Genomic DNA, 18,270 nt, shown 5'->3' with positions numbered 1-18,270 from the left:
CCCCCGGTTCCGCCCTCCACGGTGCCCTGAATTCACGTCGTCACATCGCGCCCGGCGTAGCCGTAGACGCCGCATGCGGTCAGGAGCGCTCCGGTGAGCAGCAGGAGGGCGCTGCCCTCCCATCGGGGCGGTGCCGCGGGTACAGCGCTGAGGTGGGCCCACGGCGACAGGTTGGCAACCCAGGCCGGTGCGTTCAGCGCCGGCACCACCGCGTTCACCAGGAATCCGCCCACGATGGGCAGTGCGCCGATCGCGCCGGTGGCGGTCGGCCGCCAGCCCGCTCCCACCGCGGCGGCCCCCACGGCGAGCAATGCCACGGGGAGGGGATTCATTGCACCGGCAAGTGAATCGGCGAAATACAACGGGGCGCCGGTGATCTTGGCGCCGCCCCACATGGCGACCGCGGCAGAGCCGTGCAGGGCGACGACCCCCGCCGCGGTGACCGCGATTTCAGCGGACACCAGCCGAACGCGAGAGATCGGCTGGGCGAGGAGCAGGGTCCATCGCCCCGCCTTCTCGTCGGCGATCATCGTCGCCAGGCGCAGCGCGGCGTAGAGGCCGGTGGGGACGGGGAGCAGGCTGAACAACGGAGCAACGAAGGCATTCACCGAGTCGAGGCCGGTCACTCCCGCGGCGGCGGCAAGCTCTTCGAACCGTGGATTCGCCTGAAAATACTGCAGAACCGAGGCGAGCATCGCGCCCGCCATGAGGAATGCCGCTGTGATGCCCGTCGCCCAGCCGAGCGTCGTCCGCGCGGTGCGGCGGAGCGCGAATCCGTGGACGCCGTGCAGCAACCGGGTTCGCGCAGGGCGGTCGCCCGGTGCCGGCACGATGCCTGCGCCCAGGTCGCGGCGGCGCGCCGCGACGACGGCCGCGCCCGCCAGCACGATCGGGAACGAGCCCGCCACGGCCAGCGGGACGATGCGGTTCGCGGCGAACGGCGCCGAGCGTGCCGCCAAGCCGAACGGCGTCAGCCAGGCCAACCATCCCAGTCGAGGTGAGCTGTCGGCGACCATCCGCAGCGCCAGGCCTGCTCCCAGAGCCCCGACCGTCAGCCCTGTCGCTGCGGATCGACTCGGCATCACCTGTGCGGCGAGCACACCTGTGGCCGCAGAAGTCGCAGCGGCGCAGGCGATCCCGGCGCCGTGGACCAGCGCTCCGGCTCGGTCGGTACGGCCCGCCAGGAGGCCCGCCGTGACGGCCCCGCCGATCATCGTCGAGGATCCGGCGAGGGCGATCAGGTGACGGATGACCACGTCGGCCACCCCCAGCCGTCCACCGAGAAGCAGATTCCACCGGCCCGCATCCTCTTCGCCGCGGGTGACACGGGTGGCGGCGAGCCCGCCCCAGGCGCTCGCCAGAGCCAGGGCAGCGGTGCCGGTGCGCCACACGGTGAAGCCGCCGGGGTCGTCGAGTGCGACCGGAGGGCCCAGCAGGACTCGTTCGATGGGGTTCCCGGCGAGGTCATGGAAGCCCGCGTCGTCCAGCGACCTGCGGATCGCCTCGTACTGGCCGGCGAAGAGCGCCGACACAGCTCCGCAGGTCACGGCCGCCGCTGCGGCGCTGCGGCGAAGCCGGCGCACCGCGAGCCTGCGCACAGCGCGCCCCGGTGCGGGGTCAGGCACCACCGCTGTCATCGCCGAGCCTCGCCGTAGTACTCGAGGAAGATCTCCTCGAGTGTCGGTTCGCGCACCGCGAGCGTGGTGACGTCCGCCGTGGCCAGCGCTCGAAGTGCGGCCGCCGGTGGACCGGTGAGGCTGAACCGCATCCGGTCGCCGTCGAGCGCCTCGACGCTCGACACACCGGCGATGTCCCCGAGGGACGGTGGTGCGCCGCGGTAGGACACCTCGACCACCGTCCTGCGCAACCGGCGCAGGTCCGCGATGCTGTCGATCTCGACGAGTCGCCCGGCCCGCAGGATCGCCACCCGGTCGCACAGGGTTTCCACCTCGGCGAGCTGGTGGGAGCTGAGGAACACCGTCTGGCCGCGGTCGCGTGCTGTTGCGACACAGTCGCGAAACACCCGTTCCATCAACGGATCCAAGCCGCTCGTCGGCTCGTCGAGCACCAAAAGCGGAGCCCGGGTCGCGAAGGCGGCGACGAGAGCCACCTTCTGCCGGTTACCGGTCGAGTAGGTTCTGGCCGGCTTGTCGAGGCGGAGATCGAAACGGGCGACCAACTCGTCGCGGTAGGCAACGTCGACACCTGCGCCCACATGACCGAGCAGCTCGAGGATCTCGGCTCCCGTCAACTCCGGCCACAGCGCGACATCAGCGGGCACGTACGCGAGGTGACGATGGGACCGACGGACGTCCTCGGCAGGGCAGCCGAATATCGCGGCACGTCCCCCGGTCGGGCGTATCAACCCGAGAAGCATGCGGATCGTCGTCGACTTGCCTGCCCCGTTGGGCCCCAGGAACCCGAACACCTCGCCGGGTGTGACGGTCAGATTCAGGTCCGCGACTGCCGCGACACTGCCGAACCGTTTGGTCAGGCCGTCGGCACGGATGGCGGGGCCGTCGACAGTGCGCGTCGGAGACTCCACGTCTGAAGGGTAAGTCACCACGCTGTGGCGGCCGGCGATCTTCCGATATCCGTCCGCCATTGCTGAGTGGCGGGGTCGAAGGCCGGGCAGTTGTTCGCTGGTGTAACTAACCGGGACGTCGCCTCGGCGTCGCCGAGTGGTCACCTCCACAGCGGTAACCGGCGGCACAGGCCGATATTTACTTGCTATTTCATGCAAACCACTCGTTGCGCCGCGGTCGGTGTACCAGGTACTGAACTAGGTCAGGAGTCGCACCGCAAAACTTTGCCAAAGCTGGGCCCGTCGCGTCCAACAGCAGTACGGTTTCGGGAAGCGATCCGACTCGTGTCCACGCGAGAGGCGGACCGAGTCGGGCTCCTGGCCGGTAGTCCCGATGGAGTGGGGGGGGCGCATGGAACTCGACGACCGGGCACTTCCGCTGACGCGGGGCCAGCTCGACATCTGGCTTGCGCAGAAGACGGGTGGCTTCGGTGCGAAGTGGCAGCTGGGCGAGCTCCTGCGCATCGAGGGCGACATCGATCCGGGCCTCCTCCAACGGGCCATCGTCCAGGCGGTGCGCGAGGCCGAGCCGCTTCGAGCCGCCTTCTTCGAGGTGGACGGCGAGGTCTTCCAGAGAGCGGTCGACTACCCGGACGTGCCCCTTGCCCGCTACGACCTGATCGATTCGCCGGACCCTGAGCAGGAAGTCCACCGGACGATCTCGGCGATCCAGCGCACGTTGATGCCGCTGGACGGCCCGCTGTTCAGCTGGGCCCTGTTGCAGACACGGGTGGACGAGCACTACCTCTTCGTGTGCTGCCACCACATCGTGATCGACGGGGTAGGTATCCCACTCGTGTGTCACCGGATGGCGGAGATCTATTCCGCCATCGCCGCGAACGCGCCGGTACCCGATGCCTTCTTCGGATCGCTGCGGGATCTCATCGACTGCGAACTGACCTACGAATCCTCGACCGATTACCTCGACGATTCGGCGTATTGGACGCAGAACCTCCCGCCGGAGAGCGAACCGCGCTACCGATTGGCCGATGCCGTCGTCGACGACCACGACGAGGAGTCCCGCGCACCGGTTCGGCTCGACCCCGCCGCCGTGGCGGGGCTCCGAGCGCTGTACCGGAGCCTCGGGGTGCGTCGGTCGTCGGTGATTACGGCGGCGTGCGCGCTCCTGGTGCGTGCGTACGACACCGAGAGCCCGGAGGTGGTGCTCGACTTCCCGGTGAGCAGGCGTGTGCGACCGGAGATCCAACTGGTGCCCGGCATGGTGTCGGGATTCGTGCCGCTGGTGCTCAAGGCCTCACCGGAACTGTCCGTCTCCGATTTCTGTCTGCGGGTGGACACACAGATGAAGGACGCGCTGGAACATCAGCGATTCCCCGTCCACTCGATCGACTACAAGGCGACTCTGCGTGGCTCGGGACAGGCCTCGAACCGTGTGGTCATCAACTTCATCCCGGCCACACACACCGGCTATCTCGCCGACGCCGCGGCGACCGGAACGCTCACCCACGCCGGCCCCGTCGAATTCGCGCTGGTCTTCTTCAGGGACGGCGACGATCTCTTCCTCAGCACGGCGGGTCCCGGACAGTTCTTCGCGAACAGTGATGTCCGCGATCTCGCCGCGCGCTTGGAGCGGGCGCTACTGGCGATGGCCGAGGACCCGGGCCGGTTGCTCTCGTCGGTGGATCTGCTCGACGAGCCTGCGCGTGTCCACCTGGATGAGGCCGGCCACCGCGCGGCGCTGACCCGGCCGGCGGTCCCGCCGGTCTCCATCCCGGCTTTGTTCGCCGAGTGGGTGGCCCGCACCCCGGACGCGGTGGCGGTGAGTTCCGGGGGTCGGTCGACGACCTACCGCGAGCTCGACGAGGCGTCGAATCGACTGGCGCACTTGCTCATCGGTCAGGACGTGGGACCGGGTCACTGTGTCGCGCTACTGGTCGAGCGTTCGGCGGCCGCGGTCACCGCGATCCTGGCGATACTCAAGACGGGCGCGGCATATCTTCCGATCGACCCCTCGGTGCCGAAGGCCCGTATCAAGTTCGTCATCGCCGACGCCGCGCCGACGGCCGCGGTGACCACGGCGGAGTCGGCCGGCCTGCTGAGCGGGTGCGAAGTCCCGGTGATCGATGTGGGCGATCCCCGCGTCCAGTCTCAACCCGGCACCGCATTGCCGGCGCCCGCGGGCGACGACGTCGCGTACATGATCTACACCTCGGGCACCACCGGCACCCCCAAGGGCGTCGCGGTCACTCACCGGGGTGTCACCCGGTTGCTCGCATCGCTGGACGCCGGGTTGCCCTCGGCGGGGGTGTGGTCGCTGTGCCACTCGCTGGCCTTCGACGTGTCGGTGTGGGAGATCTTCGGTGCGCTGCTGCGCGGCGGGCGGCTGGTGGTGGTGCCCGAAGCGGTGGTCATGTCGCCGCCGGACCTGCACGACGTCCTGGTCGCCGAACAGGTGACCGTGCTGACCCAGACGCCGTCGGCGGTGGCGATGCTCCCGGATCACGGCCTCGAGTCGACGGCGGTGGTGATGGCCGGTGAGGCGTGCCCGGCCGAGGTGGTGGAACGGTGGGCGCCCGGACGGGTGATGATCAATGCCTACGGTCCGACCGAGACGACGATGTGCGTCGCGATCAGCGCGCCGTTGACCGCGGGCGTCGATGTGGTGCCGATCGGTTCGCCGGTGCCCGGTGCGGCGCTGTTCGTGCTGGACGGTTGGTTGCGCCCGGTCCCGGTCGGTGTGGTCGGTGAGTTGTATGTGGCCGGTGACGGGTTGGCGTGTGGGTACGTCCGACGCGGCGGATTGACCGGGACGCGCTTCGTGGCATGCCCGTTCGGCGAGCCCGGAATGAGGATGTATCGCACCGGGGATCTGGTGCGCTGGGGCGCCGACGGGCAGCTGCAGTACCTCGGGCGTGCCGACGAGCAGGTCAAGATTCGCGGGTACCGCATCGAGCTCGGCGAGATCCAGGCCGCGTTGGCCGGGCTGGACGGGGTCGACCGGGCGGTGGTGATCGCCCGCGAGGACCGGCCAGGAGACAAGCGCCTCGTGGGCTATGTGACCGGCACGGCGCAGCCCGCCGAGATACGCACGCAGCTCGGCGAGCTGCTGCCGGCCTACCTCGTCCCCGCAGCGGTGGTCGTGTTGCCCTCGCTGCCCTTGACGTCCAACGGCAAGTTGGACACCCGCGCCCTGCCGGCGCCGGAGTCCCAGGAGGTCGACGGTTACCGGGCCCCGGGCACCGCCGTCGAGGAGATCGTGGCCGGCATCTATGCCGACGTGCTGGGCTTGGACCGCGTCGGCGTCGACGACTCGTTCTTCGACCTGGGTGGCGATTCGCTGTTGGCGATGCGCCTTTCCGCGGCGATCAACACCGCACTGGATGCCGATCTGTCGGTACCCACCGTGTTCGACGCGCCCACCGTCGCCGAGTTGGTGCGCCGTATCGGTGTGGGTTCGCGTCGGCTTGCACCCCTGGTGCCCGTGCCGCGGCCCGACGTGGTGCCGCTGTCGTACGCCCAGCAGCGGTTGTGGTTCATCGACCAGCTGCAGGGCCCTTCTCCGGTCTACAACCTCGCCGCCGCGCTGCGGTTGCGCGGGCTCCTCGACACCGAGGAGTTGCGCGGCGCGCTCGCCGATGTGGTCGACCGCCATGAGAGCCTGCGCACGCTGCTCGCCGCGCCGGGGGGAACCCCCCAGCAACTGGTGGTCCCTTCCGAACGCGCCGACTTCGGTTGGGATGTCGTCGACGCCACCGGCTGGTCGCCGGCTCGCCTCGATGAGGCCATCGGTGGCGCAGTGCGTCACAGCTTCGAACTGGCCTCTGAAATTCCGTTGCGGGCAACGCTTTTCCGGCTCGGCCTCGATGAACACGTACTGGTGGCGGTGGTTCACCACGTCGCCGCCGACGGCTGGTCGATCGCTCCGCTGATCAGGGATCTGGGCGTCGCGTACGCCGGCCGGTACTCCAGGCGCGCGCCCCGCTGGGAGCCGTTGCCGGTGCAGTACGTCGACTACACGCTGTGGCAGCGCGCGCAGCTGGGTGATCTCGACGACAGCGACAGCCCGATCGCCGCCCAGCTGACCTATTGGGAGCAGGAACTGGCCGGCCTGCCCGAACGCCTCGAGCTGCCCACCGATCGGCCCTACCCGCCGGTGGCAGGTCAGCGCGGGGCCAGCGTGGTCGTCGACTGGCCGGCCGAGTTGCAGCAGCAGGTCGCGCGGGCGGCGCGCGAGCACAAGGCGACGAGTTTCATGATGGTCCAGGCCGCGCTGGCGGTGCTGCTGTCGAAGCTCAGCGCCAGCCCCGAGGTGGCCATCGGGTTCCCGATCGCCGGGCGGCGCGATCCCGCCCTGGACGAGCTGGTGGGCTTCTTCATCAACACCCTGGTGCTGCGTGTCGACGTGTCGGGGGATCCCACCACCAGTGAACTCTTGGGCCAGGTGCGCCGACGCAGCGTGGCCGCTTACGAGCACCAGGACGTGCCCTTCGAGGTGCTCGTGGAGCGTCTCAACCCGACGAGGTCATTGGCTCATCATCCGCTGATCCAGGTGTTGGTGGGCTGGCAGTTCGCCGGAAACAGCGATCCTGCGGCGGGTCTGGAACTGGAGGGCCTGCAGGTCGCGTCGCTGCCGGTCGACACGAACACCGCACGCATGGATCTCGGCTTCTCGCTGGCCGAGCGCTTCGACGAGGTCGGCGAGCCCGCCGGAATCGGCGGAACGGTCGAGTTCCGCACCGATGTGTTCGACGAGCAGAGCATCCACACGTTGATCGAGCGCCTGCGACGCGTTCTGCTGGCGATGACCGCCGACCCGACGCGGCGGGTTTCGTCGATCGACGTGCTCGACGCGCATGAGCATGCCCGGCTCGACGACGTCGGTAACCGCGCGGTGCTGACCAGATCGGCGACCGAGGCCTCCATCCCGGTGCTGTTCACCGAGCAGGTGGTCCGCGCACCGCGCGCGGTGGCCGTGACGTTCGAGGACCGGTCGATCACCTACCTCGAATTGGATCAGGCGGCGAATCGATTGGCGCACCTGTTGGCCGATCACGGGGTGGGACCCGGACATTGTGTGGCGCTGCTCTTTCCGCGTTCGGCCGAGGCGATCGTCGCGATCCTGGCGGTCCTCAAGGCCGGCGCGGCGTACCTCCCGATCGATCCGGCGCTACCTGCCGCGCGGATCGAGTTCATGGTGGGCGACGCCGCTCCGATCGCCGCGATCACCACGTCCGGGCTGGCTGCCCGGTTGGACGGCTGCGATGTCGCGGTGATCGATGTCGACGATCCTCGCATCGACGGCCAACCCGATTCCGCTCCGCCTGCGCCGGCGCCGGATGACCTGGCGCACATCATCTACACCTCGGGCACCACCGGTGTGCCCAAGGGGGTCACGGTGACTCACCACAACGTCGCCCAGCTGTTCGACGGGCTGGACATCGGTGTGGAGCTGGCGCCCCAGCAGGTGTGGACGCAGTTCCATTCCTACGCATTCGATTTCTCGGTGTGGGAGATCTGGGGTGCGTTGTTGTTCGGCGGGCGGCTGGTGGTGGTGCCCGACTCGGTCGCGCGCTCCCCGGAGGACTTCCATGCCTTGCTGGTGACCGAGCGTGTCACCGTGCTGACACAGACGCCGTCCGCGGTGGGGGTGCTCTCGCCGCAGGGCCTGGAGTCGGCCGCGCTGGTGATCGGAGCGGAGCCCTGTCCGGCCGAGCTGGTGGACCGCTGGGCGCCCGGTCGGGTGATGGTCAACGTGTACGGCCCGACCGAGACGACGATGTGGGCATCAGCGAGCGCGCCGCTGGCGGCGGGATCCGGCGCGCCGCCCATCGGTTCGCCGATTGCGTGGGCGGCATTCTTCGTGCTGGACGAGTGGTTACGGCCGGTGCCCGAGGGCGTGGTCGGGGAGCTGTATCTGGCTGGTCGCGGGGTGGGTGTCGGATATGTGCGCCGGCCCGGGCTGACCGCGTCGCGCTTCATGGCGTGCCCGTTCGGCGAGCCCGGTAGGAGGATGTACCGCACCGGGGATCTCGTGTGCTGGGGTCCGGACGGGCAGCTGCGTTATCTGGGCCGCGCCGACGAGCAGGTCAAGATCCGCGGATACCGCATCGAGCTCGGTGAGATCCAGGCCGCGCTGATGGAGTTGGACGGCGTCGCCCAGGCGGCGGTGATCGCCCGCGAGGACCGTCCCGGCGACCGGCGTCTGGTCGGTTATGTCACCGAAACCACTGCCGGCACGCTGGATCCCGCCCAGACGCGCAGCGCACTGGCCGAGCGGCTACCGGCTTACATGGTGCCTGCGGCGGTGATGGTGCTGAGCGCCCTGCCCGTGACGGTCAACGGCAAGCTGGACACCCGCGCCCTGCCTCCGCCCGAATACGCGGCAGGCGATCAGCACCGCGCCCCGGCCAGCGCGGTCGAGGAGATCCTGGCGGGGATCTACGCCCAGGTGCTCGGGCTCGAGCGCGTCGGCGTCGACGAGTCGTTCTTCGATCTGGGCGGCGACAGCATCCTGTCGATGCAGGTGGTGTTGCTGGCACGGGCGGCCGGACTGGAGTGCAGGCCGCGCGACGTCTTCGTCGAGCAGACGGTCGCGAGGCTGGCCCGGGTGGCCGAGGTGGCAGACGGCGGCGCCGGCGTGCTCGACGACGGCGTAGGGCCGATTGCGGCGACTCCGATCATGCGGTGGCTGGCCGGCGTGGACGGCCCGGTCGACGAGTTCAACCAGGCGGTCGTGGTGCAGGCCCCGGCGGGGGCGACCGAGGCCGACGTCGTGGTGGTCTTGCAGGCGCTGCTGGATCGCCACGCGATGTTGCGGCTGCGTGTCGGCAGCGATCAGGACGTTGACGGCGCCGGTGGCTGGGTGCTGACGGTGCCCGAGGCGGGGTCGGTGGATGCCGCCTGGTGTTTGCAATCGGTGGACGTGTTGTCCGATGAAGCGCTGGTGGCCGCGCGGTCGCGGTTGAACCTCTCCGCCGGGGCGATGGTGAGCGCGCTGTGGGTCACCTCGACGCACCAGCTGGCGTTGATCATCCACCACCTGGCCGTCGACGGGGTGTCGTGGCGAATCCTGCTGCAGGACATCAACATCGCCTGGGCCCAGCACCGCAGCGGCCAGCCGATCGCCCTGCCGGCGTCGGGGACGTCGTTCGCGCGGTGGTCGTCGATGCTGGTCGACCACGCGCGTTCACCAGAGGTGGTCGAGAAGGCCGGAACGTGGAAGCAGGTGGCGGCGGCGCCGAATCCGCTGCCACCGGTGCAGCCGGCGGTGGACACCTATGCCAGTGCCGGACAGTTGTCGGCGTCACTGGACGGCGAGCTCACCAGGCTGCTGCTGGGGGAGGTGCCTGCGGCGTTCCACGCCGGGGTGCAGGACATCCTGCTGATCGCATTCGGGCTGGCGGTGGCGGAATTCCTGGGCGGCACCGACACGCCGATCGGCATCGACGTGGAGGGCCACGGGCGGCACGAGGAGCTCGCCGCCGATGTCGACTTGTCCCGCACGGTCGGCTGGTTCACCGCCAAGTACCCGGTGGCGCTCGATGTCGGTGACGTGTCCTGGGCACAGGTGATCGCCGGTGATGCGGCGCTGGGCGCGGTGATCAAGGATGCCAAGGAACAGCTGCGCGCCCTGCCCGACCCGCTGAGCTACGGGCTGCTGCGCTACGTGAACCCCGATGTGGACCTTCCCGGGTCCGACCCGTCGATCGGCTTCAACTATCTCGGGCGGTTGGGTGCCGCAGCACAGGACTCGGCCGCCGACGAGGTGTGGCGGATCGGCCCGGACGGCGTGTCTCTGACCGGAGCCGCGGCGGCGGTGCCCGTGCCGCTGATGCACTCCGTCGAGCTCAACGCGGGCACGATCGACACCGACACCGGCCCGCTCCTGCATGCCAATTGGACGTGGGCGCCCTCGGCGACCGACCGCGAGCAGATCGGCCGGCTGAGCCGGTTGTGGTTCGACGCCCTTGCCGGGATCTGCGCCCACGTGCGAAACGGTGGCGGCGGGCTGACGCCGTCGGACATCGCGCCTGCCCGGCTCGGCCAACGCCAGATCGACGAGCTCCACCAGCGCTACGACCTCGTCGACGTGCTGCCGTTGACCCCGCTGCAGGAGGGGCTGCTCTTCCACGCCAGCACCGCGCAGGTGAGCGCCGACGTCTACGCGGTGCAACTCGAGATCGCGATCAGCGGCGCACTGGACGCCCGCAGGCTCCGCGACGCGGTGGACACCGTCGTCAAGCGACATCCGAACCTGGCAGCCCGATTCCACGTGCAGTTCGAGCAGCCGGTGCAGGTCATTCCCGCCGATCCCGTAGCAGTCTGGCGGTACGACGACCTCCCATCCGGCGAGCAGGTCCGACAGGTGCCCGGCGAGGAACGCCTCGCGGTCTGTGATCTGTTCGGGCAGGCGGTGTTCCGGGCCGCGCTGGTCCGCACCGGTGACGACGAGCACCGGTTCGTGCTGACCTTCCACCACATCGTGATGGACGGCTGGTCACTGCCGATCCTGCTGAGCGAGATCTTCGCCGCCTACTACGGACAGCGCCTGCCGACGCCCGCGCCGTACCGCAGGTTCGTGACCTGGCTGGCCGGTCGAGATCGCGGCGCCGCCGAGGTGGCGTGGCGGGAGGTGCTCACCGGATTCGACACTCCCACGCTGGTCGGCCGGCCCGACCGGACCGGGCGCCAGGGCGTGGTGTCGTCGGTGTTGCCCGCGAAGACCACGCGGGCGATCGGTGAGCTCGCGCGTTCGCACCACACCACCGTCAACACGGTGCTGCAGGCCGGGTGGGCGCAGCTGCTGATGTGGCTGACCGGCCGGCATGACGTCGCCTTCGGCGCCGTGGTGTCGGGCAGGTCGGCCGAGGTGGCCGGCGTGGAGTCGATGGTGGGGCTGCTGATCAACACGGTGCCGGTGCGCGCCACCATCACGGCGGCGACCACCACCGCCGACCTGCTGGATCAGTTGCAGCGTGTCAGCAACGCCACCCTGGAGCACCAGCACCTCCCGCTCAGCGAGATCCACCGCATCACCGGTCAGGACCAACTGTTCGACACCGTGCTCGTCTACGAGAACTATCCGGTCGACACCGCCGCGGTGTCCGGCCTCGACGGGTTGACCATCACCGAGGTCGTCGGCCACGAATCGACGCACTATCCACTGACGATGGCGGCCCGCCCCGGTGACGAGGTGGAACTCCGCGTCGAGTTCGACAGCGACGTGTTCGACGTGGACGGCATCCATTCGCTGATCGGGCGATTGGAGCGGCTGTTGGTGGCGATGGCCGCCGACCCCGACCGGGCGTTGTCATCGGTGGATGTGCTCGACCCCGCCGAGCATGCCCGGCTGGACGAGATCGGCAACCGCGCGGTGCTGGATCGGCCGGCGCCTGCGCCCGTATCGATTCCGGCGGCGTTCGCCGCGCAGGTGGCCCGCATCCCGGATGCGGTGGCGGTGACCTACGAGGGCCGGTCGACGACGTATCGGGAGCTCGACGACGCGGCGAATCGGCTGGCACACCAGCTCGACGGCCAGGGCGTCGGCCAGGGCGCATGTGTGGCGCTGCTGCTGCCCCGTTCGGCCCAGGCCGTGGTGGCGATGCTCGCGGTGCTGAAGACGGGTGCGGCGTATCTGCCCGTCGACCCGGCATTGCCGAAGGACCGGATCACGTTCATGGTCGGCGACGCCGGGCCTGCGGCGGCGATCACCACCGCCGCCCTGCGCTCGCGGTTGGACGACTGCGACGTGCTGGTCGTCGACCTCGATGCCGCCGTCGTCAACGGCCGATCCGCCACAGCACCACCACCGCCCGCGCCCGATGACGTCGCCTACCTGATCTACACGTCCGGCACGTCGGGTGTGCCCAAGGGCGTGGCCATCACCCACCACAACGTGACTCAGCTGCTGGTGTCGACGGACACCGGCCCGTCGGCGGAACGGGTGTGGGCACAGTGGCATTCGTTGGCCTTCGACGCCTCGGTCGAGGAGATCTGGGGCGCGCTGCTGAACGGTGGGCGGCTGGTGGTGGTGCCCGATTCGGTGGCCGGCTCCCCGGAGGACTTCCACTCCCTGATCGTCGCCGAGCGGGTCACCTTCCTGAGTCAGACCCCGTCTGCGGTGGCGGCGCTGTCACCGGAGGGTCTGGATTCGGTGGCGTTGCTCGTTGCCGGGGAGGCGTGCCCGGGCGAGGTGGTCGACCGGTGGGCACCCGGGCGGGTGATGGTCAATGCCTACGGCCCGACCGAGACCACGGTGTGTGCGTCCAGGACTGCGCCGTTGGCGGCGGGGTCGGGGGCGCCGCCGATCGGTGCGCCGGTGCCGACCGCGGCGTTGTTCGTGCTGGACGGCTGGTTGCGCCCGGTTCCAGTGGGTGTGGTCGGCGAGTTGTACGTGGCCGGTGCCGGGGTGGGTGTCGGGTATCGGCGCCGCGCCGGGTTGACTTCGGCACGGTTCGTGGCGTGCCCGTTCGGTGGGCCGGGAACGAGGATGTACCGCACCGGTGACCTGGTGCGCTGGGGTGCCGACGGACAGCTGCGCTATGTGGGCCGCGCTGATGAGCAGGTGAAGATCCGCGGGTACCGCATCGAGCTCGGCGAGATCCAGGCGGCGCTGGCCGGGCTGGACGGCGTGGAGCAGGCGGTCGTGGTCGCCAGGGAGGACCGCCCCGGTGACAAGCGCCTGGTCGGCTACGTCACCGAAACAGCCACGGGTGCAGTCGATCCCACGCGGGCTCGCGTCGCGGTGGCCGAACGGATCCCGGCCTACATGGTGCCGTCCGCGGTGGTGGTCCTGAAGGCACTGCCACTGACACCCAACGGCAAGTTGGATTCCCGCGCTCTGCCTGCACCCGAGTACACCGCGAGTGAGTACCGCGCCCCGGCCGATGCGGTCGAGGAGATTCTGACCGAGATCTACGCGCAGGTGCTGGGGGTGACGCGGGTCGGGGTCGACGACTCGTTCTTCGACCTGGGTGGGGATTCGTTGTCGGCGATGCGGGTGGTGGCGGCGATCAACACCTCACTCGATGCCGGCCTTGCTGTGCGCGCGGTGTTCGACGCGCCCACGGTCGCCCAGCTGGCGCCGCTTATCAGTGAGGCATCGGGCCGGCGTGAACCGCTGGTGGTGGTGGATCGGCCTGCGGTGGTGCCGTTGTCGTTCGCCCAGCAGCGGTTGTGGTTCCTCGACCAGTTGCACGGGCCGTCGCCGGTGTACAACATGGTGGCGGCGCTACGGCTGAGTGGCCGTCTGGATGTCGAGGCGTTGAGGGCAGCGCTGGCCGACGTGGTGGAGCGTCAGGAGAGCCTGCGTACGCTCTTCACCGCGCCCGGCGGAGTGCCCCAGCAGCTCGTGGTGCCGCCCGAACAGGCCGACTTCGGTTGGCGCGTGGTCGATGCCACCGGCTGGCGGGCGGCGCGGCTGGACGACGCCGTCAGCGCCTCGGTGCGCCACAGTTTCGATCTGTCGTCCGAGATCCCGTTGCGGGCAACGTTGTTCCGCATCACCGACGACGAGCACGTACTCGTCACCGTGGTGCACCACATCGCCGCCGACGGTTGGTCGATGTCGCCGCTGATGACCGACCTGGGGACGGCCTATGCCGGCCGGTGCGCCGGACGTGCCCCCGATCGGACGCCGTTGGCGGTGCAGTACGTCGATTACACGCTCTGGCAGCGTGCGCAACTGGGTGATCTGGCCGACCCTGACAGCCGCATCGCCGCCCAGGTGGCCTACTGGGAGAAGGAGCTGGCCGGGCTGCCCGAGCGGCTGCAGTTGCCCACCGATCGGCCTTATCCGCCGGTGCCCGATCAGCGCGGCGCCACCGTGGCGATCGACTGGCCGGCGCAGTTGCAGCAGCAGGTGCGTGATGTCGCGCGCGAGCACAACGCCACCAGTTTCATGGTCGTCCAGGCCGCGCTGGCGGTGCTGCTGGCCAAGATCGGCTCCAGCGCCGATGTCGCCGTGGGCTTCGCGGTCGCCGGGCGCGGCGACCCGGCGCTGGACGAGGTGGTCGGATTCTTCGCCAACACCCTGGTGCTGCGCACGGATCTCACCGGGGATCCCACCGCGGCCGAGTTGCTGGCCCAGGTGCGCAAGCGCGGCCTGGCCGCCTACGAGCACGCAGACGTGCCCTTCGAGGTGCTGGTCGACCGCCTCAACCCGACCCGCAGCCTGACCCATCATCCGCTGTTCCAGGTGGCGTTGGCCTGGCAGAACAACGAGCCCACGAGCCCGGTGCTGGGTGATCTGCAGGCCACGCCTCTGCCGGTGGACACCCGTACCGCCCGAATGGATCTCACCTTCTCCCTGGCCGAACGGTTCACCGACACCGGTGAGCCCGCCGGGCTGGGTGGGGTGGTGGAGTTCCGCACCGACGTGTTCGACGAGGCCGGCATCGAGGTGTTGATCGGGCGGTTACAGCGGGTGGTGGTGGCGATGACCACCGACCCGGCCCTGCGGTTCTCGGCGTTGGACCTGCTCGACGACGGTGAGCGTGCACGACTCGCCGAGATCGGCAATCACGCGGTGCTCGCCGAGCCGGGATTCGCGCCGCTGTCGATTCCTGCGTTGTTCGCCGAACACGTCGCCCGTACGCCGGATGCGGTGGCCCTCACCTTCGATGGCCGGTCGACGACCTACCGCGATTTGGACGAGGCGTCGAACCGGATGGCGCACCTGCTGGCCGCCCATGGGGCGCGGCCGGGTGGGAATGTGGCGCTGCTGTTGGAGCGTTCGGCCGATGCGGTCGTCGCGATCATGGCGGTGCTCAAGACCGGAGCCGCCTATCTGCCGATCGACCCGATGGTCCCGGCGGCCCGGCTGCAGTTCGTGATCGCTGATGCTGGGGCGGTGGTGGTGGTGACCACCGCGGCGCTGCGTGCGCGGCTCGACGGGATCGCTGTCGTGGTGGTCGATGTGGACGGCCCCGTCGCTGAGGCCGGCCCGGGCGCGGTTCTGCGGGCGCCGCATCCCGACGATGTGGCTTATCTGATCTACACCTCGGGCACGACCGGTGTGCCCAAGGGTGTGGGGATCACTCATCACAATGTGACCCGGTTGCTGGCGTCGTTGGATGCGGGGCTGCCCGATCCGGGTGTGTGGCCGCTGTGTCATTCGTTGGCCTTCGACGTGTCGGTGTGGGAGATCTTCGGTGCGCTGCTGCGGGGCGGGCGGTTGGTGGTCATCCCCGACGCGCTGGCGGGCTCGCCGGAGGACTTCCACGAGGTGCTGGTCGGTGAGCAGGTCAGTGTGCTGACCCAGACGCCGTCGGCGGTGGCGATGCTGCCGCAGGAGGGTTTGGAGTCGGCGGCGTTGGTGGTCGTGGGTGAGGCCTGCCCGGCCGAGGTGGTCGATCAGTGGGCGCGGGGTCGGGTGATGATCAACGCCTACGGTCCCACCGAGACCACGATGTGCGTGGCCATCAGCGCCCCACTCACCACGGAATCCGATGTGGTGCCGATCGGTTCGCCGGTTCCCGGTGCGGCGTTGTTCGTGCTCGACCAGTGGCTGCATCCGGTTCCGGCCGGGGTGGTCGGCGAACTGTACGTCGCGGGTGCCGGTCTGGCCCACGGTTATGTGGGTCGCGTCGGGCTGACCGGATCGCGCTTCGTGGCATGTCCGTTCGGTCAGCCCGGAATGAGGATGTACCGCACCGGGGACCTGGTGCGATGGGGACCGGACGCGCAGCTGCAATACTTGGGCCGCGCCGACGAGCAGGTCAAGATCCGCGGCTACCGCATCGAACTCGGCGAGATCCAGGCCGCACTGACCCGGCTGGACGGCGTGGAGCAGGCGGCGGTGATCGCCCGCGAGGACCGCCCCGGCGACAAGCGACTGGTCGGCTACGTCACCGAAACACGCTTCGGAGCGGTCGATCCTGCCCGGGTACGCGGCGCGTTGGCCGACCGGTTGCCGCCGTACATGATTCCGGCGGCGGTCGTTGTCGTGGCAGCCTTGCCGCTGACGCCCAACGGCAAGCTGGACACCCGCGCGCTGCCCGCACCGGAATACACCGCGGGGGAGTACCACCCCCCGGCCACCGTGGTCGAGGAGATCCTCGCCGACATCTACGCCGAGGTGCTCGGCCTCGAGCGGGTCGGGGTGGACGACTCGTTCTTCGATCTCGGCGGGGACAGCATCTCCTCGATGCAGGTGGTGGCCCGGGCCCGCGCCGCCGGACTGGAGTGCAGACCGCGCGACATCTTCGTCGAGCAGACGGTTGCGAGGCTGGCCCGGGTGGCGTTGGTGGCCGACGCCGGCGCCGGCGTGGTCGACGAAGGCATCGGGCCGGTGGTCCCCACCCCGATCATGCGATGGCTGGCCGGCGTGGACGGCCCGGTCGACGAGTTCAATCAGACTGTGCTGCTGCAAGTCCCGGCCGAGGTGTCCGAGGCCGACGTGGTGGTGGTGCTGCAGGCCCTGCTGGATCAGCATGCGATGTTGCGGCTGCGTGCCGACAGCGATCAGGACGGGGACGGCGCCGGTGGGTGGTCGCTGACGGTGCCCGACGTCGGCACGGTCGACGCACGCACGTGCCTGCAGACCGTCGAGGTGCTCGATGACCAGGCGCTGGTGACCGCGCGGTCCCGGTTGAACCCGGCGGCCGGAGCGATGCTGAGCGCGGTGTGGGCTCCGTCGGCGCACCAGGTCGCCCTGGTCGTCCACCACCTGGCCATCGACGGGGTGTCGTGGCGAATCGTGTTGGAGGACCTCAACATCGCCTGGGCCCAGCATCGAACCGGCCAGCCGATCGCCCTTCCGGCGCCCGGGACGTCGTTCGCCCGGTGGGCGTCGCTGCTGGCCGAGCACGCCCGAGATCCGGAGGTGGTGGCGCAGGCGGAGGCGTGGCGGCAGGTCGCGGCGGCCCCGTCCGCACTTCCGTCGCCTCGACCCGAGCAGGACACGTACGCCAGTGCCGGACAACTCTCGGTGTCGATGGACGCCGAAACCACCCGGGTGCTGCTGGGGGAGGTGCCTGCGGCATTCCACGCCGGGATACACGAGGTCCTGCTGATCGCGTTCGGACTCGCGGTGGCGGAGTTCGCGGGCACCGGGGCCGCGCCCGTCGGTATCGACGTGGAGGGACACGGACGCCAGGAGGAATTCGCCTCCGGCGTGGACCTGTCCCGCACGGTGGGCTGGTTCACCGCCAAGTACCCGGTCGCGTTGACCGTGAGCGGACTTTCCTGGGCGCAGGTGGTTGCCGGTGAAGCTGCGTTGGGCGCGGCGATCAAGGACGCCAAGGAACAGCTGCGCACCCTGCCCGATCCCGTGACCTACGGACTGCTGCGTTACCTGAACGCCGATGTGGACCTGGCCGAGTCGGACCCGTCGATCGGGTTCAACTATCTCGGCCGAGTGGGCGCCATGGGGCAGGCCGACGCGTTCGGCGACGTGTGGCGGATGAGTGAAGAGGGCGTGTCGCTCGCCGCCGCCGCCACTGCGGTACCGATGCCCCTGGCGCACACCGTGGCGCTCAACGCCGGCACCGTCGACACCGACACCGGCCCACAGCTGCACGCGAATTGGACATGGGCGGCCTCAGTGCTGACCCACGAGCAGGTCAACCGGCTGAGCAAGCTGTGGTTCGACGCCCTTGCCGGCATCTGTGCGCACGTACGAAGCGGCGGGGGCGGGCTGACGCCCTCCGACATCGCCGTCGGACTCAGCCAGCAGCAGATCGACGAGCTTCAGGGGCAATATGCGGATCGCTGACATTCTGCCG

3 protein-coding genes are annotated in these 18,270 nt (G+C 69.7%); 1 reads left to right on the top strand and 2 read right to left on the bottom strand.

The features are described from left to right. Positions 1-32: 32 nt before the first annotated feature. On the bottom strand, positions 33-1,637 hold the full coding sequence (locus tag ACPCHZ_RS15265) for an ABC transporter (protein ID WP_423485511.1): 1,605 nt from the start codon (positions 1,635-1,637) through the stop codon (positions 33-35). Continuing rightward, complete coding sequence (locus ACPCHZ_RS15260; protein ID WP_423485510.1) at positions 1,634-2,545, bottom strand: ATP-binding cassette domain-containing protein; 912 nt, start codon at positions 2,543-2,545, stop codon at positions 1,634-1,636. Before ACPCHZ_RS15260 ends, ACPCHZ_RS15265 begins: the two co-directional genes overlap by 4 nt. A 373-nt stretch (positions 2,546-2,918) precedes the next feature. Between ACPCHZ_RS15260 and ACPCHZ_RS15255 the strand changes: the two genes are divergently transcribed. Continuing rightward, positions 2,919-18,260: an amino acid adenylation domain-containing protein gene (locus ACPCHZ_RS15255; RefSeq protein ID WP_423485509.1), complete on the top strand. Its 15,342-nt coding sequence runs from the start codon at positions 2,919-2,921 to the stop codon at positions 18,258-18,260. Positions 18,261-18,270 lie beyond the last annotated feature (10 nt).

Origin of the sequence: Mycobacterium sp. NPDC050041, assembly GCF_049541695.1 — a bacterium.
Taxonomy (GTDB): Bacteria; Actinomycetota; Actinomycetes; order Mycobacteriales; family Mycobacteriaceae; genus Mycobacterium.
Note: the sequence above shows the minus strand (reverse complement) of the source record. Positions and strands in the feature narration are given on the sequence as shown.

Bases quoted from the DNA above. Each gene is read 5' to 3' on its own strand.
- ACPCHZ_RS15265 (WP_423485511.1), bottom strand. From the start codon at position 1,637: ATGACAGCGGTGGTGCCTGACCCCGCACCGGGGCGCGCTGTGCGCAGG.
- ACPCHZ_RS15255 (WP_423485509.1), top strand. From the start codon at position 2,919: ATGGAGTGGGGGGGGCGCATGGAACTCGACGACCGGGCACTTCCGCTG.